This is a genomic window from Falsihalocynthiibacter sp. BN13B15 (assembly GCF_041205415.1).
Lineage (GTDB): Bacteria > Pseudomonadota > Alphaproteobacteria > Rhodobacterales > Rhodobacteraceae > Falsihalocynthiibacter > Falsihalocynthiibacter arcticus.
This window is the reverse complement of the sequence record NZ_JBGFCE010000005.1, coordinates 1-16,030: the sequence shown is the minus strand read 5'-3', so window position 1 is coordinate 16,030 and position 16,030 is coordinate 1. Positions and strand designations below refer to the sequence as shown.

Annotated in this window: 14 protein-coding genes and 1 tRNA gene; 10 read left to right on the top strand and 5 right to left on the bottom strand. The window is 52.5% G+C overall.

What is annotated here, in order from left to right:
• Positions 1-53: 53 nt before the first annotated feature.
• The gene (locus tag AB9F26_RS09870) at positions 54-2,348 is read left to right on the top strand and encodes a glycosyl hydrolase family 28-related protein (RefSeq protein WP_369767938.1); all 2,295 of its coding nucleotides are present in this window, start codon (positions 54-56) and stop codon (positions 2,346-2,348) included.
• Positions 2,349-2,439: 91 nt separating this feature from the next.
• Positions 2,440-2,757: an antibiotic biosynthesis monooxygenase gene (locus AB9F26_RS09865; protein ID WP_039001987.1), complete on the top strand. Its 318-nt coding sequence runs from the start codon at positions 2,440-2,442 to the stop codon at positions 2,755-2,757.
• 2 nt (positions 2,758-2,759) lie between these two features.
• Here AB9F26_RS09865 and AB9F26_RS09860 read toward each other — a convergent pair whose 3' ends face one another.
• Entirely contained in the window at positions 2,760-3,161 is a 402-nt protein-coding gene (locus tag AB9F26_RS09860) for a hypothetical protein (protein ID WP_335584145.1), read from the bottom strand.
• A 71-nt stretch (positions 3,162-3,232) separates the two neighbouring features.
• Entirely contained in the window at positions 3,233-5,404 is a 2,172-nt protein-coding gene (uvrB, locus tag AB9F26_RS09855; protein ID WP_335584144.1) for an excinuclease ABC subunit UvrB, read from the bottom strand.
• A 379-nt stretch (positions 5,405-5,783) separates the two neighbouring features.
• On the opposite strand from uvrB, the gene AB9F26_RS09850 reads away from it, so the two are divergent.
• From AB9F26_RS09850 to AB9F26_RS09835, 4 genes are all read left to right on the top strand, one after another.
• Positions 5,784-6,095, top strand: a complete 312-nt coding sequence (locus AB9F26_RS09850; RefSeq protein ID WP_039001989.1) for an ETC complex I subunit — start codon at positions 5,784-5,786, stop codon at positions 6,093-6,095.
• A gap of 160 nt (positions 6,096-6,255) precedes the next feature.
• Positions 6,256-6,332 (top strand) — tRNA-Arg (locus tag AB9F26_RS09845).
• Positions 6,333-7,403: 1,071 nt separating this feature from the next.
• A complete protein-coding gene (locus AB9F26_RS09840; protein WP_039001445.1) occupies positions 7,404-8,120 on the top strand; it encodes a ribonuclease activity regulator RraA in 717 nt (238 codons plus the stop codon).
• On the top strand, positions 8,096-8,848 hold the full coding sequence (locus AB9F26_RS09835; protein ID WP_369767937.1) for a FadR/GntR family transcriptional regulator: 753 nt from the start codon (positions 8,096-8,098) through the stop codon (positions 8,846-8,848). Before AB9F26_RS09840 ends, AB9F26_RS09835 begins: the two co-directional genes overlap by 25 nt.
• On the opposite strand, the gene AB9F26_RS09830 is transcribed toward AB9F26_RS09835, so the two are convergent.
• On the bottom strand, positions 8,845-9,198 hold the full coding sequence (locus AB9F26_RS09830) for a cupin domain-containing protein (protein ID WP_369767936.1): 354 nt from the start codon (positions 9,196-9,198) through the stop codon (positions 8,845-8,847). The genes AB9F26_RS09835 and AB9F26_RS09830 overlap by 4 nt on opposite strands.
• Positions 9,199-9,453: 255 nt before the next feature.
• Between AB9F26_RS09830 and AB9F26_RS09825 the strand changes: the two genes are divergently transcribed.
• From AB9F26_RS09825 to AB9F26_RS09810, 4 genes are all read left to right on the top strand, one after another.
• Complete coding sequence (locus AB9F26_RS09825; protein WP_369767935.1) at positions 9,454-10,959, top strand: aldehyde dehydrogenase (NADP(+)); 1,506 nt, start codon at positions 9,454-9,456, stop codon at positions 10,957-10,959.
• Positions 10,960-11,236: 277 nt separating this feature from the next.
• Positions 11,237-12,223, top strand: coding sequence for a TRAP transporter substrate-binding protein (locus AB9F26_RS09820; protein ID WP_335584140.1), 987 nt, complete (start codon positions 11,237-11,239; stop codon positions 12,221-12,223).
• Between the two features lie 70 nt (positions 12,224-12,293).
• A complete protein-coding gene (locus AB9F26_RS09815; RefSeq protein ID WP_039001441.1) occupies positions 12,294-12,824 on the top strand; it encodes a TRAP transporter small permease in 531 nt (176 codons plus the stop codon).
• Positions 12,824-14,110: a TRAP transporter large permease gene (locus AB9F26_RS09810; protein ID WP_335584139.1), complete on the top strand. Its 1,287-nt coding sequence runs from the start codon at positions 12,824-12,826 to the stop codon at positions 14,108-14,110. Before AB9F26_RS09815 ends, AB9F26_RS09810 begins: the two co-directional genes overlap by 1 nt.
• Before the next feature lie 72 nt (positions 14,111-14,182).
• On the opposite strand, the gene AB9F26_RS09805 is transcribed toward AB9F26_RS09810, so the two are convergent.
• Together AB9F26_RS09805 and AB9F26_RS09800 are read right to left on the bottom strand one after the other, a co-directional pair.
• Positions 14,183-14,833 carry an aldolase gene (locus AB9F26_RS09805; RefSeq protein ID WP_335584138.1) on the bottom strand — a complete coding sequence of 217 codons (651 nt, stop codon included), beginning with the start codon at positions 14,831-14,833 and terminating at the stop codon, positions 14,183-14,185.
• 15 nt (positions 14,834-14,848) lie between these two features.
• Positions 14,849-15,235 (bottom strand): methylglyoxal synthase, encoded by a 387-nt coding sequence (locus tag AB9F26_RS09800; RefSeq protein ID WP_039001438.1) that lies wholly within the window; start codon positions 15,233-15,235, stop codon positions 14,849-14,851.
• Between the last annotated feature and the right edge of the window lie 795 nt (positions 15,236-16,030).

Sequence of the window (16,030 nt, the reverse complement as noted above, 5' to 3'; positions counted from 1 at the left end):
TGTAGTGGGGTGTTTTGGGGCTGCGGATCCCGTGAATGTGGAAAGGGTTATTGATGAACAAAGCGATTACAGAGGGGCTGGTTTTTATGCCGCCGACATTTGCAAACGGGTTGGATGTTTGGTCCTCTCAGAATGGGACGGCGGGGTCGGATACATATGCGGGATCCGGAAATGCGGCCTATGTGCCCGCGGATCAGGATTTTGGCGGCTGTTTGGAATTGTTGAAAACGCAAACGACTCAACAGCTTCGCTGGATGGGTGAAACGCCGATGCTGCCCGGTTGTTATTTGCGCGTCACGGCGCGGGTGAAGGCAATCAGCGGGAATTTGCCTTCGGTTCAGATCGCGGGTTGGGCCGGTGGTGCTGGGGATGCCCATGTTGGGGGCGTTGTCGAAGTAGGACCGACCAAAGCGTTGACCTCCTATGGCGGTATCGTTGCGGTGTCTGCGATTGTCGGCACGGGCGCACGTTCGGGCGTTGATATGGCGTGGGGCATGGCGCCGTTATATGGCCACTTCGGGCTGAACCTGACGGGGGCCAACGGAGCCGTCGTGCGGATTGACGACATCAAAATCGAAGACGTCACCAGCGTGTTTCATCGCACAATGATGGATTGGGTTGATGTGAAGGATTACGGGGCGATTGGCGATGGCGTGACCAATGATGTCGCGGCGTTTGAAGCGGCGGATGCGGCGGCAAACGGGCGGGAGGTTTTGATCTCGGACGGGGTGTATTCCCTTCCGAGCAACGTGACGTTCCAAAACCGCGTGAGATTTCAAGGCTCGCTGACAATGCCCGTAGAGGCACGCCTTTCGTTGACGAAAAACTATAACCTTGGGGCCTATATCGCGGCCTTTGGCGGCGATGAAGTCCTTGCGTTTAAGAAGGCGCTTCAAGCTCTGTTTAATTATACCGACCATGAGTCGCTGGATATGCAGGGGCGCCGGATTGAACTGACGGAACCGATCGACGTTCAGGCGGTGGTTAGCAATATTTCGTCCTTTGCTGTGCGGCGGGTGATTAGAAATGGCCAGTTCAACGTTGTTTCTGGACCGAATTGGAATGATGTGGTGGTGACGTCCATTGCCTCTTATTCCACGGGTAATTCTAATGAGCTCACAAGTGTCGCCAATATTGCGAATATTCAGGTTGGATCGCTGGTTCAGGGCGCGGGTGTGGGGCGTGAAATCTATGTAAAGGCGGTGAATGTCGGGGCGCAAAAGCTGACGTTGAGCCAGCCTCTTTTTGCGGCGGCGGGCACCCAGAACTACACCTTCAGGCGGTTTAAATATGTGCTTGATTTCAGTGGCTTCTCGGGATTGGACAAGTTCGTACTGTCGGATATTGAATTTCAATGCGCGGGGACGGCGAGCGCGATTTTGCTGGCGCCGGACGGATTGACGTTCCAAGTGCGGGATTGCTTTATTACTAAGCCGAAAGATCGCGGGATCACCTCGCCGGGGACGGGATGTCAGGGGATGCTGATTGATCGCTGCCAATTCCTGTCCAATGAACAGAGTACCCGATCACAAGACCGGTCGTCTGTAGCCATCAACGTCAATTCTAACGACTCTAAAATTCGCGATAATCGCGCGGTAAAATTTGGTACTTTTGGCGTTTGGAACGGCACAGGGCACCTATTTTCTGGCAACCATTGGTTCCAAGGCGATGGCGAAACGGACGGTATTCGCAAGGCGGGTCTGGTGTTCACAACTGCTAACCCCAAGGCGACGGTGGTTGGGAATTATGTTGATAACAACTTTATCGAAATCACAAATGAGCATGATTCCTCGCCCGATTTTAACAACGAATTTGCCTTTGGTGGACTGACGATCACGGGGAATATTTTCACGGTAAATGACGTTGCACCGTGGTTCCATTGGATCGTTATCAAGCCTTACGGGGCGGGGCATTATCTCTCAGGGCTGAATGTTTCTGGCAATGTTTTCAGATCGTTGAACGGAAATATTGACCGTGTTGACCATGTAGATGAAACCTATGCAGGGCTTGATATGAATTCGGCGCGCAATGTTATTGTGCAGGGGAACACCTTTAATTTGGTGAACCAGCCGATTTATAATCCCCTGACCTTTAAGCACGTGGAGAATTCGGATTCGGCGAGTTGGGTGGTTTCGACGGAGTCGCATCTTCCCTTTGGGGGCATGACCAAATCGATGGTCGGCCTTGTGCCGGATGGCAAAATTCTGCGCGCGTCCAACACCCATGTGACGGAATTCCCGTACTGCGCCCTCAAGCAAGGCGCGGATCAGGACGAGGTTCGCGTTAAGTGGTCGCAGGCCTGTCGCGGTACCGTTCATTTGACGGTGCGGATGGATAATCCCGTGTAAAAAAGAAAAGCGGGGGTGCGGAAACGTGCCCCCTTTTTGAATTTGGCGTTTTTTCTTCTATCAGCTAGGCTGAAAGGAGAGGAGGACATTTATGCCAATTATTTCCGTCGCCGCCCCCGTTCAAACGGTCATCACTACTTTTGAAATGACCCCGGGTACCTGTCAGGATTTGCTCGACGCACTGACCGACGCCTATGAGGTTTTTATCAGCAAACAACCCGGATTTATTGGGGCTGGGTTGCATGTGAATGATGCGCAAACGCGGATTGCCAATTACTCGCAATGGACGCGGCGCGAGGATTTTCAAGCGATGCTGCGCACGGAGGAAATGCGGGCTCGTAATCGCGCGATTAGCGACCTTTGCAAGAGTTTCGAGCCCGTTATGTATGAGGTGTCAGCAGTTTTTTAACTCTATTCAGGATACTGTGCTTGGCATTGGGCAATCCATGCAGCGGAGGCATCTTGGAGGGAGGATAGTTTGATCTTGAGATCGGCTAGAATGCGCTTTTGTTCGGCGACATCGATTGTTTGCGGAGTTTCTACCGTGCGAGTGTAGGTTTGTGGGCAGGCATAGGCGCGCCGATTCCCGTAATAACAGGTTTCGTAAACCGTGTAGGGCAAATAGGAAATGTCGATGGCATAGCCGCGCGCGATGTTTAACTCGGTTTGTTCCGCCAGAATTGCAACCGTTTGGTACTCGCGCGTGGCGCCGTTGATACAACGTTGCTGTGGCGTGGCGCAGGCAACCAAAACCATTAAGCCCGCGAGCGTTGCCGCCAATCTCAGGTGATTGCTTCTGGGATGAACACGCAAGGCTTTCTCCAATCGGGCCAAATATTCAACGAGGTTAGTCGGTTTTAACGCGCGAGAGAAGCCCTCCCTTTCTAGAACTTAGCTTCGGATTTGCCGCGATAAGCGCGGGTGCCGCTTTTGCCTGCCGTGCTGCGACCACGTTTGTTGTTTGCCGTTTCGCTTGCCGCTTCAATCGCGGATTGGCGGGCCATGGGATCGTTAGAAACGGCAAGTTCGACCGCTTCCAAGCGCCGAACCTCGTCGCGCAAACGCGCCGCTTCCTCGAACTCCAAATTCTCGGCAGCTTTGCGCATATCCACCCGCAAACCGTCGAGATGCGCGGATAGATTCGCTCCAAACAACGGTTTTTCGATGACGGCGGTGACGCGGTTCATGTCGACGTCGCCTTTGTAGAGACCCGAAAGAACATCCTCGACGTTTTTCTTGATGGTTGTCGGGGTGATGCCGTTTGCCAGATTGTGGGCGATTTGCTTGTCGCGCCGCCTGTCAGTCTCGCCAATCGCGCGCTCCATGCTTCCGGTGATACGATCCGCATACATGATGACGCGGCCCTCGGCGTTACGCGCGGCACGGCCAATGGTTTGGATCAGCGAGGTTTCGCTGCGCAAAAAGCCTTCTTTGTCGGCGTCGAGAATGGCGACAAGGCCACATTCCGGAATGTCCAAACCCTCGCGCAGAAGGTTGATGCCGATCAGTACATCAAAGGCCCCTAGGCGCAGGTCGCGGAGGATTTCGATGCGCTCAAGGGTATCAATATCACTGTGCATATAGCGCACTTTGATGCCCTGTTCATGCAGGTATTCCGTTAGATCTTCGGCCATGCGTTTGGTCAAGGTTGTGACCAAAACGCGATAGCCCCCCGCGGTTACTTTGCGGACTTCGTCAAGAAGATCATCAACTTGGGTGGTGACAGGGCGGATTTCAATGATGGGGTCGAGCAGCCCCGTTGGTCGGATGATTTGCTCGGCAAAGACGCCGCCCGCTTGCTCCATTTCCCATTTTGACGGGGTCGCGGAAACGAAGATCGATTGGCTGCGCATGGCGTCCCATTCCTCGAATTTGAGGGGGCGGTTGTCCATACAGCTGGGGAGGCGGAAACCGTGTTCCGACAGCGTGCTTTTGCGACGAAAGTCGCCTTTATACATGCCGCCGATTTGGGGCACGGAAACGTGGCTCTCGTCGGCAAAAACGATGGCATTATCGGGGATATATTCAAAAAGGGTGGGGGGCGGCTCACCCGGGGCGCGGCCCGTGAGATAGCGCGAATAGTTTTCGATCCCGTTGCAAAACCCCTGTGCCTCGATCATTTCAAGGTCGAATTTCGTGCGTTGCTCGATGCGCTGGGCTTCGAGAAGTTTGCCTTCGCTCTCGAATTGTTTCAAACGAATCGCGAGTTCGGATTTGATTGATTTGATCGCCTGAAGCAGGGTCGGGCGGGGGGTCACATAGTGCGAATTCGCATAGACGCGAACCTTTTCGAGCACATCTGTACGCTCACCCGTGAGCGTGTCGAACTCGGTGATTCCCTCAAGTTCGTCGCCAAAGAAGGAAAATCGCCAGCCGCGATCTTCGAGGTGACTTGGCCATATTTCGAGGCTGTCGCCGCGCACGCGAAAAGTTCCGCGCGAGAATCCCGCGTCGTTGCGTTTGTATTGTTGCGCAATGAAGCCGGCCATGATTTCGCGCTGGACATAGGTTTCGCCAGCGACCAAATCCTGCGTCATTTCGGTATAGGTTTCAGGGCTCCCGATGCCATAGATACAGGAGACGGAGGCCACGATAATGACGTCATCGCGTTCGAGGAGGGCGCGTGTCGCCGAGTGGCGCATGCGGTCGATCTGTTCGTTGATCTGGCTCTCTTTTTCGATGAAGGTATCGGAGCGGGCAACATAGGCTTCGGGCTGGTAATAGTCGTAAAATGAAACGAAATATTCGACGGCGTTGTCGGGAAAAAAGCCTTTGAATTCAGCATAAAGCTGGGCTGCGAGGGTTTTATTGGGCGCAAGAATGATGGCGGGGCGTTGGGTCGCCTCGATCACCTTTGCCATCGTAAAAGTTTTGCCCGTACCCGTGGCCCCCAGCAGGACTTGGCTCTGCTCACCGGAGTTTATTCCGTCAACCAGCTCCCGAATGGCAGTTGGCTGATCGCCTGCGGGTGAGAATTCCGAACTCAGCACAAATCGCTTGCCGCCTTCGAGTTTTTTGCGGCCGTTTGGGTTTTGTGGGGTCTGTGGGACGTTCATGAATCAGTTCCTTATTCGCCCACAGATTTGATCACTTTTTGTTCCACTTCAAGGGGGCGGAGGGGGATTTCCGTGCATTTGTTAATAATGTGTTACGTGTTTAGGTTGAATTTTATGCAAAGTAATGCAACTTAAGCGAGTTTTTTACTTGCTTGGGGTAATTCTGGTGCGTAGGTTAACCAAGTAAGCAGCAGAAATGATTGTCGATCTAAGCGCACCCACCCACCCCACCCACCCCGCTCCCAGTTTAGGTCGACAATCTACTTCCCCCCCCCAAGAGAAGATAATTATCATGATGTCGCGCACCTTAACGTGCGTTCATACTTGCAATGCGGGCTGTTTCTTTGCGATAAGACTTCAAGTTTTTCAGGAGACCGCCATGCGCGCCCGTATCTATCAGCCAACCAGAAATGCCATGCAGTCGGGCATGGGAAAATCTAAAGTCTGGGTTCTTGAGTTTGCGCAAGCTTCCGCGCGTGACGTAGACCCATTGATGGGGTGGACAAGCTCCGATGATATGCAGAGCCAAGTTCGGCTTCGGTTCGACAGCAAGGATGCGGCGCTTGAATACGCCCGCGCCAATGGCATTGAGGCGAGTGTTCAAGAGCCAAAAACACGCAAGCCAGTTATCCGTGCAGGCGGCTACGGCGAAAATTTCGCAACGAATCGTCGGGGCGCTTGGACGCATTAAGTCGCGCTGGCGTGAGCCCTCGAACATGGTGGGGCCGTTCCATTTCCAAAAAGATGGGCTGTGTAAACTGAAAATTGCGCATAGTGCGGGGTTTTCCGCTTGAAATTCATGCCCGTCAGGCTATGAAAAGCAAATAGGTGCATCTCGCACCGAACAATGTGGTCCCATAGCTCAACTGGATAGAGCACCTGCCTTCTAAGCAGGGGGTTTCAGGTTCGATTCCTGATGGGATCACCATTTAGCCATTTAATTGTCAGCAGTCGCCTAAAGACAGATTCGACGTCTTCGCGGAGGTGACGAGCCCCGTAGCCTTGCCATTTTTGAGTATGGTTTTTACTGAGTTTGGATTGCGCCTAGATTTGTAAACGCTTTCCTAGTCGCGCCTCTTATTCCTGACTAGCGTTTTCAAGTCAGAGCAATCATGGAACTTTTTATGCGTCAACTCCGTGGCATTCCTCCCTGATTAGAAAGACCATTTATTGCTATTTTGTTCGTGCGGACAGGGAGGGATCCCGGTGGCCTAGAACGTTGAAGACGGTGGATTTTTGACCCACGTTGATTTTAATTTGCGGCCATCCGAGATCAGAATCTTGCGCAATGCATCCGCTAAAAGCGCTTTCGAGATATTTGCGGACACTCGTTGTCGGCTGGGAAGGTGTTCTATCTGCAATATGCCATTTTCATCAAATTTCATTTTTCGCCGTCTAAAATCGCCGGTCTCTAAGAAATCTGCCAAGGCATCTGGTTGATGTTTCCCCAAGGTTAACCTTACCCCTTTCGTAGCAGAGAATAGCGAGCGGTCAGGTTCAATTCTGAGTAACTCACCTGATAGAATGTGAGATAGGGACAAGCGGCAGGTTTTGAATTCCCCGAACCCCATTCAACGGCTTATTCACATCGCGTACTCGCGCTAACAAAAGTTGGACCTTATACAAAACTTGAGGTTCCCCAATTGAAAGCAATTCAGCGTCATTCAAATCGGGAGGCGTGAGCTTTAATTGTATTTGCGATCCCTTTACATTTGATAGCTTGGCTTTCTGACCCGTTTTGTATTTGTGATAAATCTTGCGCGCTGGCGTCATTTCATTGCCACCTGATTTATGGCCCGTGTCAGGTTTTAGAAATTTTACAGGCCTCAATGTACGAAATTGCGGGCAGTACTTCCTATTTAGTTGTAATTCACCCCGTAAGGGATGTTTTATAGAAACTTCACCCTTTATCTTTACAAATATTTGACAAATATAACAGAGGCATTTACAAATTGGAGGAGGCGCATCTGCGTCACAAGATTTTAAAGGGCTGCTCGACATGAAAGAAACTGACGCTGAACTCCACGAAATATTGATGAAAGTCAGTACGGCGACTCTGACAACCGCTATGTTTAAGCGTGGCTTTAAGAATATTTACATCCAAAATATTCATCGTATGAACCCGGGTCCGAATATGGTCGGATACGCTTATACGCTGCGCTATATTCCCGCGCGTGAGGACTTGGACGGGTTGGAAACTTTCGCCGATCCCCAAAATCCACAACGCAAAGGAGTCGAAGAATGCCCAGAAGGCGCGGTATTCGTGATCGACTCGCGGGGTGACGCGAGTGCTGCTTCCGCAGGTGGCATATTGGCGACGCGATTGAGCGTTCTTGGATGTGCAGGCATTGTGACCGACGGGGGATTTCGCGATGCCCCCGAGATTTCGAGGATGTCGATGCCTGCCTATCACAAGCAACCAAGTGCCCCAACGAACTTGACCAAGCATCACGCAATTGGCATTAACGAACCAATTGCTTGCGGTGGGGTTTCGGTGTTCCCAGGAGATATTCTCGTGGGGGATAACGAGGGCGTTGTCGTGCTGCCCAAGCATATTGCCCATGAGGTCGCAAACGAGGCAATTGAGATGACTGCATTTGAGGATTTTGTGCTTGAGCGTGTTCAGGCGGGCGCATCAACCTTCGGACTATATCCGCCGACGGATCCGGCAACAAAGGACTTATACTCAGCGTGGCGAGAAAAGAACAATCGATAGCAGAGATCGACAGTAATACGGCATTTAGAACTGCGGGACGTCCCGTCAGGGATCGAACCCTTTCGGATCGTGCCTACGAACGCATTGTCTCGATGATTGTTTTAGGCGAGTTCGCGGTCGGGGTTAAATTACCGACGGAACATGTTCTTAGTGAGAGTCTTGAGGTGAGTCGGCCAGTTCTGCGGCAGGCTTTAAAGCAATTGCGCGAAGACGGTTTGATCGTGTCGCGGCAAGGGTCGGGATCTTACGTTCAGCGCCGCCCCGACGGCTCAGTGTTGGATTTTGCACCCGTCGGATCGATTGCGGATATCCAAAGAACTTTCGAATTTCGGGCCGCCATCGAAGGGGAGGCCGCGTTTCTTGCGGCCAACCGGCGCACTGATCGGGATTTGCAAAAACTTCAAACGGCCTACGACGAACTTGACCGATGTGTGCAGGCAAACGAGCTTGGCGTGGATGCTGATGAGGCTTTTCATGCGGCAATTTGTGAATCAGCAGACAATCAATATTTCACCTCGGCACGGAATTCCATGAAGGCGAATATCCTCACGGGCATGAATCTTACGCGCAACCTCTCGCTGACAATGCCCGCCTCGCGCCTTGAATTGGTACAGGGCGAGCACTTGGCCATTCTGAAAGCGATTAAGGTGTCTGATGCCGAGGCTGCGCGTTTAGCAATGCGAGTGCATGTTGAAAATGCGCGAAAACGCGTTTTTGACGGCGCTTAGGAAGGTACTTTGTTGAGGCTGTGGGCTTCGAGGAAATCATCGCGACAAGGCGTGAAGGCATCCATCAAAACACCCCCTTCGAGGCAGAGGCATTCATGCATCGCCAGCGACGGAATGAGAAGCGAGTCGCCAGCTTCCAAAATGTGTGTTTTCCCCTCAAGGGTGAATTGGAACTTCCCCGAAGCCACAACGGTTGTTTGAGTGTGGGGGTGATTGTGGAGTGCACCGAGGCCCTCTTTGGCAAAGCGGAACTCAACCATCATAAGGTCATCGTTATAGCAAAGAATACGACGTTCGGCCCCCGGTCCTGATATCATCCAGTCGGAGGGGGCGTTAATATTTTGCGTCATGATGCGCCTTTAATTAGAGGAGAATTGATGTTTATTTGTAAAATCACATGCGGATGGTGTCAACGCGTCTTCGCAACACACCACGGCGTTTGAGCCGCAATCAAACGTGCCGCGCTGTGAAATTCAAACGCACTACTCTCGGTACAGGTGGACTTCCTGCTTGTTTAGCAATTCTCATCTGGTACCGATGTGCCAACACCGTGCGGATATTTGCGCGGCGAAATGCAATAGACTATGCCAAGGAGGGCGAGAATTATGTTGATGGGTAAACACCTTATTGCTGGAGAATGGGTCGAAGGCGAAGGCGTCTTTGAAAACACACCTGTTTCTGGCGTTGCGGACAAGTTTTCCGTTGGATCGGCTGAATTGGTTGATCGTGCTGCACGTGCTGCGGAGGAGGCCTTTGTTGAATATGGCGTCTCTACACGGGCGTTCCGTGCGAAGTTTCTGCGCGAAATCGCGGATCAAATTGATGCACGCGGCGAAGCAATTACGGCAATGGGAACCAAAGAAACGGGCCTTCCCGAAGGTCGCTTGAATGGCGAACGTGGTCGCACGGTTGGGCAACTTCGCCTCTTTGCAGACCATATCGAAAAAGGCGATTATCTGGATCGCCGTTTTGATGCTGCTCTCCCTGATCGCGAGCCGCTTCCTCGTCCTGAGATTCGCATGATGCAACGTCCTATCGGACCTGTTTCTGTTTTCGGCGCTTCCAACTTCCCGCTCGCGTTCTCCACGGCGGGTGGCGATACGGCGGCGGCGCTCGCTGCTGGGTGTTCTGTTGTTGTGAAAGGCCACTCTGCCCACCCCGGTGTGTCGGATATTGTGGCGCAAGCCATTCATGCGGCGATCGAAATTTGCGGTGTGCACCCCGGTGTGTTTAGCCAAATTCAGGGCGGAAATCGCGCTGTTGGTCAGGCCTGTGTTCAACATCCACTGATCAAAGCTGTTGGTTTTACAGGCTCACTTGGTGGTGGCCGTGCCTTATTTGATCTTTGTGCGGCGCGTCCAGAACCCATTCCGTTCTTTGGGGAATTGGGCTCGGTTAACCCGATGTTCATGCTGCCACATGCAGTGAAAACCAAGGGCGCGACGCTTGGCGCTGGCTGGGCTGCCTCCCTTACGATGGGCGCAGGACAGTTCTGTACCAACCCCGGAATCGCGGTTGTTTTGGAAGGTGACGAGGGCGCAGCTTTTGTCCACGCGGCGCAAGTTGCCCTCAAGCAAGTCGGCGCACAAACCATGCTGACGGACGGAATCGCAGCGGCCTATCATTCAGGTCGTGACCGTGTTGCAGGCTCGCAAGGCGTTCAAACGCTGCTCACCACGACATGTGATTTGCGCAACGCGACGCCCTATCTGTTCCAAACCACGGCGTCCGAATGGCTCGCGAATGAAGAACTTGGCGAAGAGGTCTTTGGCCCCTTGGGTCTTGTTGTCGTTGCCAAAGATGAAGCCGAAATGCTCGCGGTTGCGAAAAGCCTCGTTGGGCAGCTCACATGTACGTTGCACATGGATGACGAAGATGCGCCATTGGCCCGTCAGTTGCTCCCGATCCTTGAGCGCAAAGCTGGTCGTGTGTTGGCCAATGGCTTCCCGACTGGCGTAGAAGTTTGTGACACAATGGTGCACGGCGGACCTTATCCTGCATCCACGAACTTTGGCGCGACATCGGTTGGAACCCTTTCTATCCGTCGTTTCTTGCGTCCTGTAAGCTATCAAAACATTCCGGTTAGCCTTCTTCCGGCTGATTTCTCTTAAGAAAAAGCGTTCCTATTTGAACGCGAAGGGCCTGCATTCTTGTGGGCCCTTTTTGATTCGCGCGTTGAAAGAGTTCCAAATCGATTCCAATGAGCCTTACTTCCTCCCATCTTGGCGCAATTTTCCAATTGTTTTTGTGCACTAAAGTTTGGTGACATTTTAAATGCCTGTTTTTAAAAGACTTAAAATTACGTTGTGAGATATTTGCCCTGTTGCTTTTACAACTTTTTACAAATATGTTGATTTTAATGTAAATCAGGATTTGGGAGGATCCCTCATGACGACATCTATTAATAAAATTTGGGCAGGCGCTGTAGGCGTAGCAATGGCTTTTGGCGCGACTGGCACAATGGCAAAAGACCTGCGCGGCTGGAATATCCACGTCGAAGACTACCCTGTGTCCTATGGCATGGAAGCCTTTATCGCAGAAGTTTCTGAAGCGACGGCTGGCGAAATCAGTGGCAAAGTTTACCACGGCGGTGTCCTCGGAAGCCAACCGGATGCGATCGAGCAGCTTCGCCTCGGCGCGCTTGATTTCGGCGTATTCAGTCTCGGTCCGATGGGCCAAGCGGTTCCTGAAGCCAACGTTGTTTCGCTTCCCTTCATCTTTAAATCCATCCCTCAAATGTATGAGTTGATGGACGGCGCTGTTGGCGATGCTATCGACGCGGGCATGCAGAAAAAAGGCATCAAAGCTCTGGCCTTCTATGACGCTGGCGCACGCTCTTTCTATAACTCGATCCAGCCTGTGAACGTTCCTGCGGACGTTGAAGGCATGAAAGTTCGCGTTATGAACAACGATTTGTTCGTTGGCATGATCGAATCTTTGGGCGGCAACGCGACACCAATGGCCTTTGCTGAAGTGTATCAGTCGATCAAAACGGGCGTTGTCGACGGTGCGGAAAACAACCCACCATCCTACGAATCCACAAACCACTTCCAAGTTGCGAAATTCTACTCGTTGTCCGAGCACTTGATCATTCCTGAGTGCCTTTGCATGAGCCTGAAAACTTGGGAAGGCTTCACGCCAGAGCAGCAAGTCATTGTAAAAGCAGCAGCGATGGATTCTGCGAAACTACAGCGTGAATTGTGGCAGGCCCGTGAAGCGGCTTCGATGGAAAAAGTTGTCGCAGGTGGTGTTCTTGTGAACACAATCGAAGATAAAGCCGCGTTTCAAGCCGCAATGGCTCCGGTCTACGACCAATACCTCGCTGCCAGCCCAGATATGGCGGGTCTCGTTGAGATGATCCAAGCTGCGGATTAATCTGCACGATATCAAAGAGTCGCGCCGCCCTTGCATCTAGGTCGGCGCGTTTTTTTTATGGGAGATGAAAATGAGCGAGCAGCGGAAATGGACGGATAACCTCATCCGTTTCAACAACACTCTCAGTAAAATATGCATTGTCACAGGCGCGATTGCCGTCACTGTGATGGTTCTCACCTTCGGTTGGTTGGTCTTTGGCCGCTATGTTTTGAACGTCACGCCGACATGGGTTGAGCAACTGGCCCTTGTGTTGATTTGTTATATTACGTTCCTTGGGGCCGCTGCGGGCATTCACACAAGAAGCCACCTTGGCGTCACCCTGTTTCGCGATATGTCTCCGCCCAAAGTTCAAGTTTTTCTGCTTATCTTAAGCGATCTCATTGTGGCGGGGCTTGGCTTGGCAATGTTCATATATAGCGTCAAACTTACGATTTTCGGCTGGTCGACATTGCTTCCCATGCTGAATGTTCCCGAAGGGATACGCACAGGTTCCGCCGTTTTCTGTGGTGCGCTTGTTTTTCTCTTTTCCGCATCGCGTCTTTTGATCATGGTTTGTGACCCCGAAAAACGCGCAGCTTATCTCTCCGAGGGGTTAGAATAATGGAATATGGTTTGCTCATCCTTTTGGGCGTATTTTTTGGCGGCGTGATCATTGGTATGCCGGTCGCTTTTGCCATGGGCGCTGCGGCATTGGGCGCGTTTTGGTTTGAAGGGTTCCCCCTTGTCACCACATTCCAGCGCACGATTTCCGGCGTCGCCAGCTTCCCCCTCCTTGCCATTCCGTTCTTTGTCCTTGCAGGCGAAGTGATGATGCACGGCGGTATCGCCATCCGGTTGGTGCGTTTTGCCTCTACGCTCGTTGGGCACGTTCGCGGCGGTTTGGCCTCGGTGAATATCTTTTCCTCCATGCTGTTTGGTGGAATTTCGGGATCAGCGATTGCGGATATTTCGGCGCTGGGGTCGATCCTAATCCCCGTGATGAAAGAGCGCGGCTATCGGCCTGACTATGCGGTCAACGTCACGGTCACCTCGTCGATTGCGGGTATCGTTATCCCGCCCAGCCACAACATGATTATTCTCGCGGTTGCCTCAGGTGGGGTAATTGCGGTTGATAAGCTCTTTTTGGCCGGTGTTATTCCCGGTATTCTGATGTGCGTGTGTTTGGCCATTGCCGCCTATGTTATCGCGATCAAACATAAATATCCCGCTGAACCTTTCCCCGGTTGGGGCGAAGTTGCCCGCACGGGGGCTGTTGCGATCCCGGGTCTGTTTACCGCAGTTATCATTATCGGTGGTGTTCTTGGTGGTGTGTTTACCGTTACGGAATCTGGAGCTTTCGGCGCGATCTATGCCCTCGTTTTGACGGGGCTGATCTATCGCTCGCTGAGTTATGCGGGCCTGAAAACTTCGGTTGTGAGCACGGTTAAAACTACGTCGATGGTGATGATCCTCATCGGTTTTGCCTCGGCCTTTGCCTATCTTCTGGCGCTCTATCAGGTGCCGATGAAGCTTAGTGACTTATTGCTCGCAATCTCTGACAACAAAATCGTCATTCTGATCATGATCAACATTATCCTGCTTGTTTTGGGCATGATCATGGATATGGCAGCGTTGATTTTGATTTGCACACCGATCTTTTTGCCCATCGCCCGCGACTTGGGAATGGACCCTACGCAATTTGGCATCATGATGCTGGTGAACTTGGGTCTCGGCCTTTGCACACCGCCCGTTGGCACCTGTCTCTTTGTGGGATGTGCCGTGGGTAAAATCAAAATCGAAGAATGTCTAAAGACGATCTGGCCGTTTTATATCGCAATTTTGGCCGCGTTGATTTTGATTACCTATGTGCCGTCGTTCTCGCTGTTTCTCCCGTCTTTGATGGAGTGACGCGCGAACATTAAAAAACGGGTCGCACCAGAAATGGTTGCGGCCCGTTGGCGTTTTTAGGCGTGGGTCACCCTAGTCCCATTCAACACCGAATTCGCGCACCAGCCCTTGAATTTGCGCCTCGCTCAGAAGATTTGGCGTCATGCCGCGTGTCAGTAACGCGAGCTTGGCGGTTTCTTCCAATTCTTCCATCGCGTTGGCTGCGGCCTCAAGGTCCTTGCCAGCGACCACAGGGCCGTGATGGGCCAAAACGACGGCGCTGCGCTTGCCTGCGAGCCCACGGATGGCACCGCCCATCGCGGGATCACCGGGCATGAAATACGGCAGTAGGGCCACTTTCCCAAGGCGCATGACCCCGTAGGCCGTGATGGGCGGTAACATGTTGTCAGGGTCGGTGTCGGGCAGGGTAGAAAGCGCCACCGAGTGGCAGGAGTGCAAATGAACGATCGCCCCCGCCTTCGCGCCGCGTGTGTCATAGAAGGCCTCATGGAGGGCCATTTCCTTCGTTGGCTTGTCCCCGCCGATATGGCTCAATTGCGCATTAAAACGCGAAAGTCGCGCAGGATCAAGGCGGCCAAAACAACTCCCCGTTGGCGTAACCAAAAGCCCGCCATCCTCGGTGCGCGCGGAAATATTGCCACTGGCCCCACTGGTTAAGCCACGATCAAAAAGCGATTTGGCAATGGTGCAAATATCTTCGCGTAAGCGCGTTTCTGGTGTCATGTCTGCCTCGTGGGGTTATTTTGGAGTATCAAAATGGGCCAGAACCGCATCTGCGGTCGTTTTATTCACAGCCAAGTTCGTGTCATACAGAATCGCAAGCCGCAGCAATGATTTCACGTCAACATCGTGGGGTAGGGCCGAGAGAGGATCGACAAAAAACACAAGCCCGTCGAGCCTTTCCTCCGCGATCATGGCGCCAAGCTGCGCATCGCCCCCCAAAGGGCCGCTTTTGAGGAGAGTGATGTCCAGCCCCAGTTCCGTATGCAGCCGCCCCCCCGTGGTCCCTGTGGCAAATAGGCGATGCTTAGACAGCTCCGCTACCCGTGGGCGCGCCCATTCGATCAGCGCGTCTTTCATGCCGTCATGGGCCACAAGGGCGAGAGATTTTTGGTGGGCGGGCATCCTATGCTCCTGAAAAATATTCGGTTGCCTTTGGGTAAGACCCCCAGCGCGCCCTGTCAATAAATCGCGTGTTTTCAAGAAGCGCCTGTGCGTGCGCACCCTGTGTGAGAGGGGACAGGCTACGAGACAACGTCTTCGCTTTCTGGATCACTCCAACCGTTATTGTTCGGGGTATTGGTTCCGAGGTAAAATTTTGGGTGTTAAGCATTTTTCTCAACGCCGCCGCAAAAACAGTTCGAAGCTTTGTGCACCCCTAAAATAAAGAGAGATCTAACGATAGCAAATTTTAAAAATACTATGGTGGAGCCTAACGGAGCCGTGTTGTAGGCGAAATATCCAAATTTTTTCAGATGGTTGTTCGCCGAGTGTGTTCTTGTCCGGTACACGTTACTGTAACGCTTTTGGGTGAGGTCTGTCCACACTGGCAAGCGGTAAGGCCTGTTTGTAATCAGCGGGCGCTGGGAGGATTAATGGACGTCATTGTAGTGATGGCTGAAGATCGCGTGTACTTTGGGTTTCCGTGTCCTCTTCATTTATTACGCATAGGTTTGCCCGCACGGCATGGCTTCTAGGACTAGGGTGTATGCAAGCAAAGCGCTGTGGGGTATTAACGGGCACCACCGTAGAGAGAGGTGGTCGCGGAATTTCGGACCAGTTGTTAAGGTGGATCGCACGATGAGAGAAGTGATCCAGAATGAAAAAACGAAAGAACCATTCGCCAGAGTTCAAAGCCAAGGTCGCGCTTGAAGCAATCCGCGAGGAGATGACGCTTGCGGAGTTGCCCAAGAAGTATGG

What these genes read in the sequence shown, in the direction of transcription:
- AB9F26_RS09870 (WP_369767938.1), top strand. Translation starts at nt 54, where the DNA reads ATGAACAAAGCGATTACAGAGGGGCTGGTTTTTATGCCGCCGACATTT.
- AB9F26_RS09865 (WP_039001987.1), top strand. Translation starts at nt 2,440, where the DNA reads ATGCCAATTATTTCCGTCGCCGCCCCCGTTCAAACGGTCATCACTACT.
- uvrB (WP_335584144.1), bottom strand. Translation starts at nt 5,404, where the DNA reads ATGAACGTCCCACAGACCCCACAAAACCCAAACGGCCGCAAAAAACTC.
- AB9F26_RS09850 (WP_039001989.1), top strand. Translation starts at nt 5,784, where the DNA reads ATGCGCGCCCGTATCTATCAGCCAACCAGAAATGCCATGCAGTCGGGC.
- AB9F26_RS09840 (WP_039001445.1), top strand. Translation starts at nt 7,404, where the DNA reads ATGAAAGAAACTGACGCTGAACTCCACGAAATATTGATGAAAGTCAGT.
- AB9F26_RS09830 (WP_369767936.1), bottom strand. Translation starts at nt 9,198, where the DNA reads ATGACGCAAAATATTAACGCCCCCTCCGACTGGATGATATCAGGACCG.
- AB9F26_RS09825 (WP_369767935.1), top strand. Translation starts at nt 9,454, where the DNA reads ATGTTGATGGGTAAACACCTTATTGCTGGAGAATGGGTCGAAGGCGAA.
- AB9F26_RS09820 (WP_335584140.1), top strand. Translation starts at nt 11,237, where the DNA reads ATGACGACATCTATTAATAAAATTTGGGCAGGCGCTGTAGGCGTAGCA.
- AB9F26_RS09815 (WP_039001441.1), top strand. Translation starts at nt 12,294, where the DNA reads ATGAGCGAGCAGCGGAAATGGACGGATAACCTCATCCGTTTCAACAAC.
- AB9F26_RS09810 (WP_335584139.1), top strand. Translation starts at nt 12,824, where the DNA reads ATGGAATATGGTTTGCTCATCCTTTTGGGCGTATTTTTTGGCGGCGTG.
- AB9F26_RS09805 (WP_335584138.1), bottom strand. Translation starts at nt 14,833, where the DNA reads ATGACACCAGAAACGCGCTTACGCGAAGATATTTGCACCATTGCCAAA.
- AB9F26_RS09800 (WP_039001438.1), bottom strand. Translation starts at nt 15,235, where the DNA reads ATGCCCGCCCACCAAAAATCTCTCGCCCTTGTGGCCCATGACGGCATG.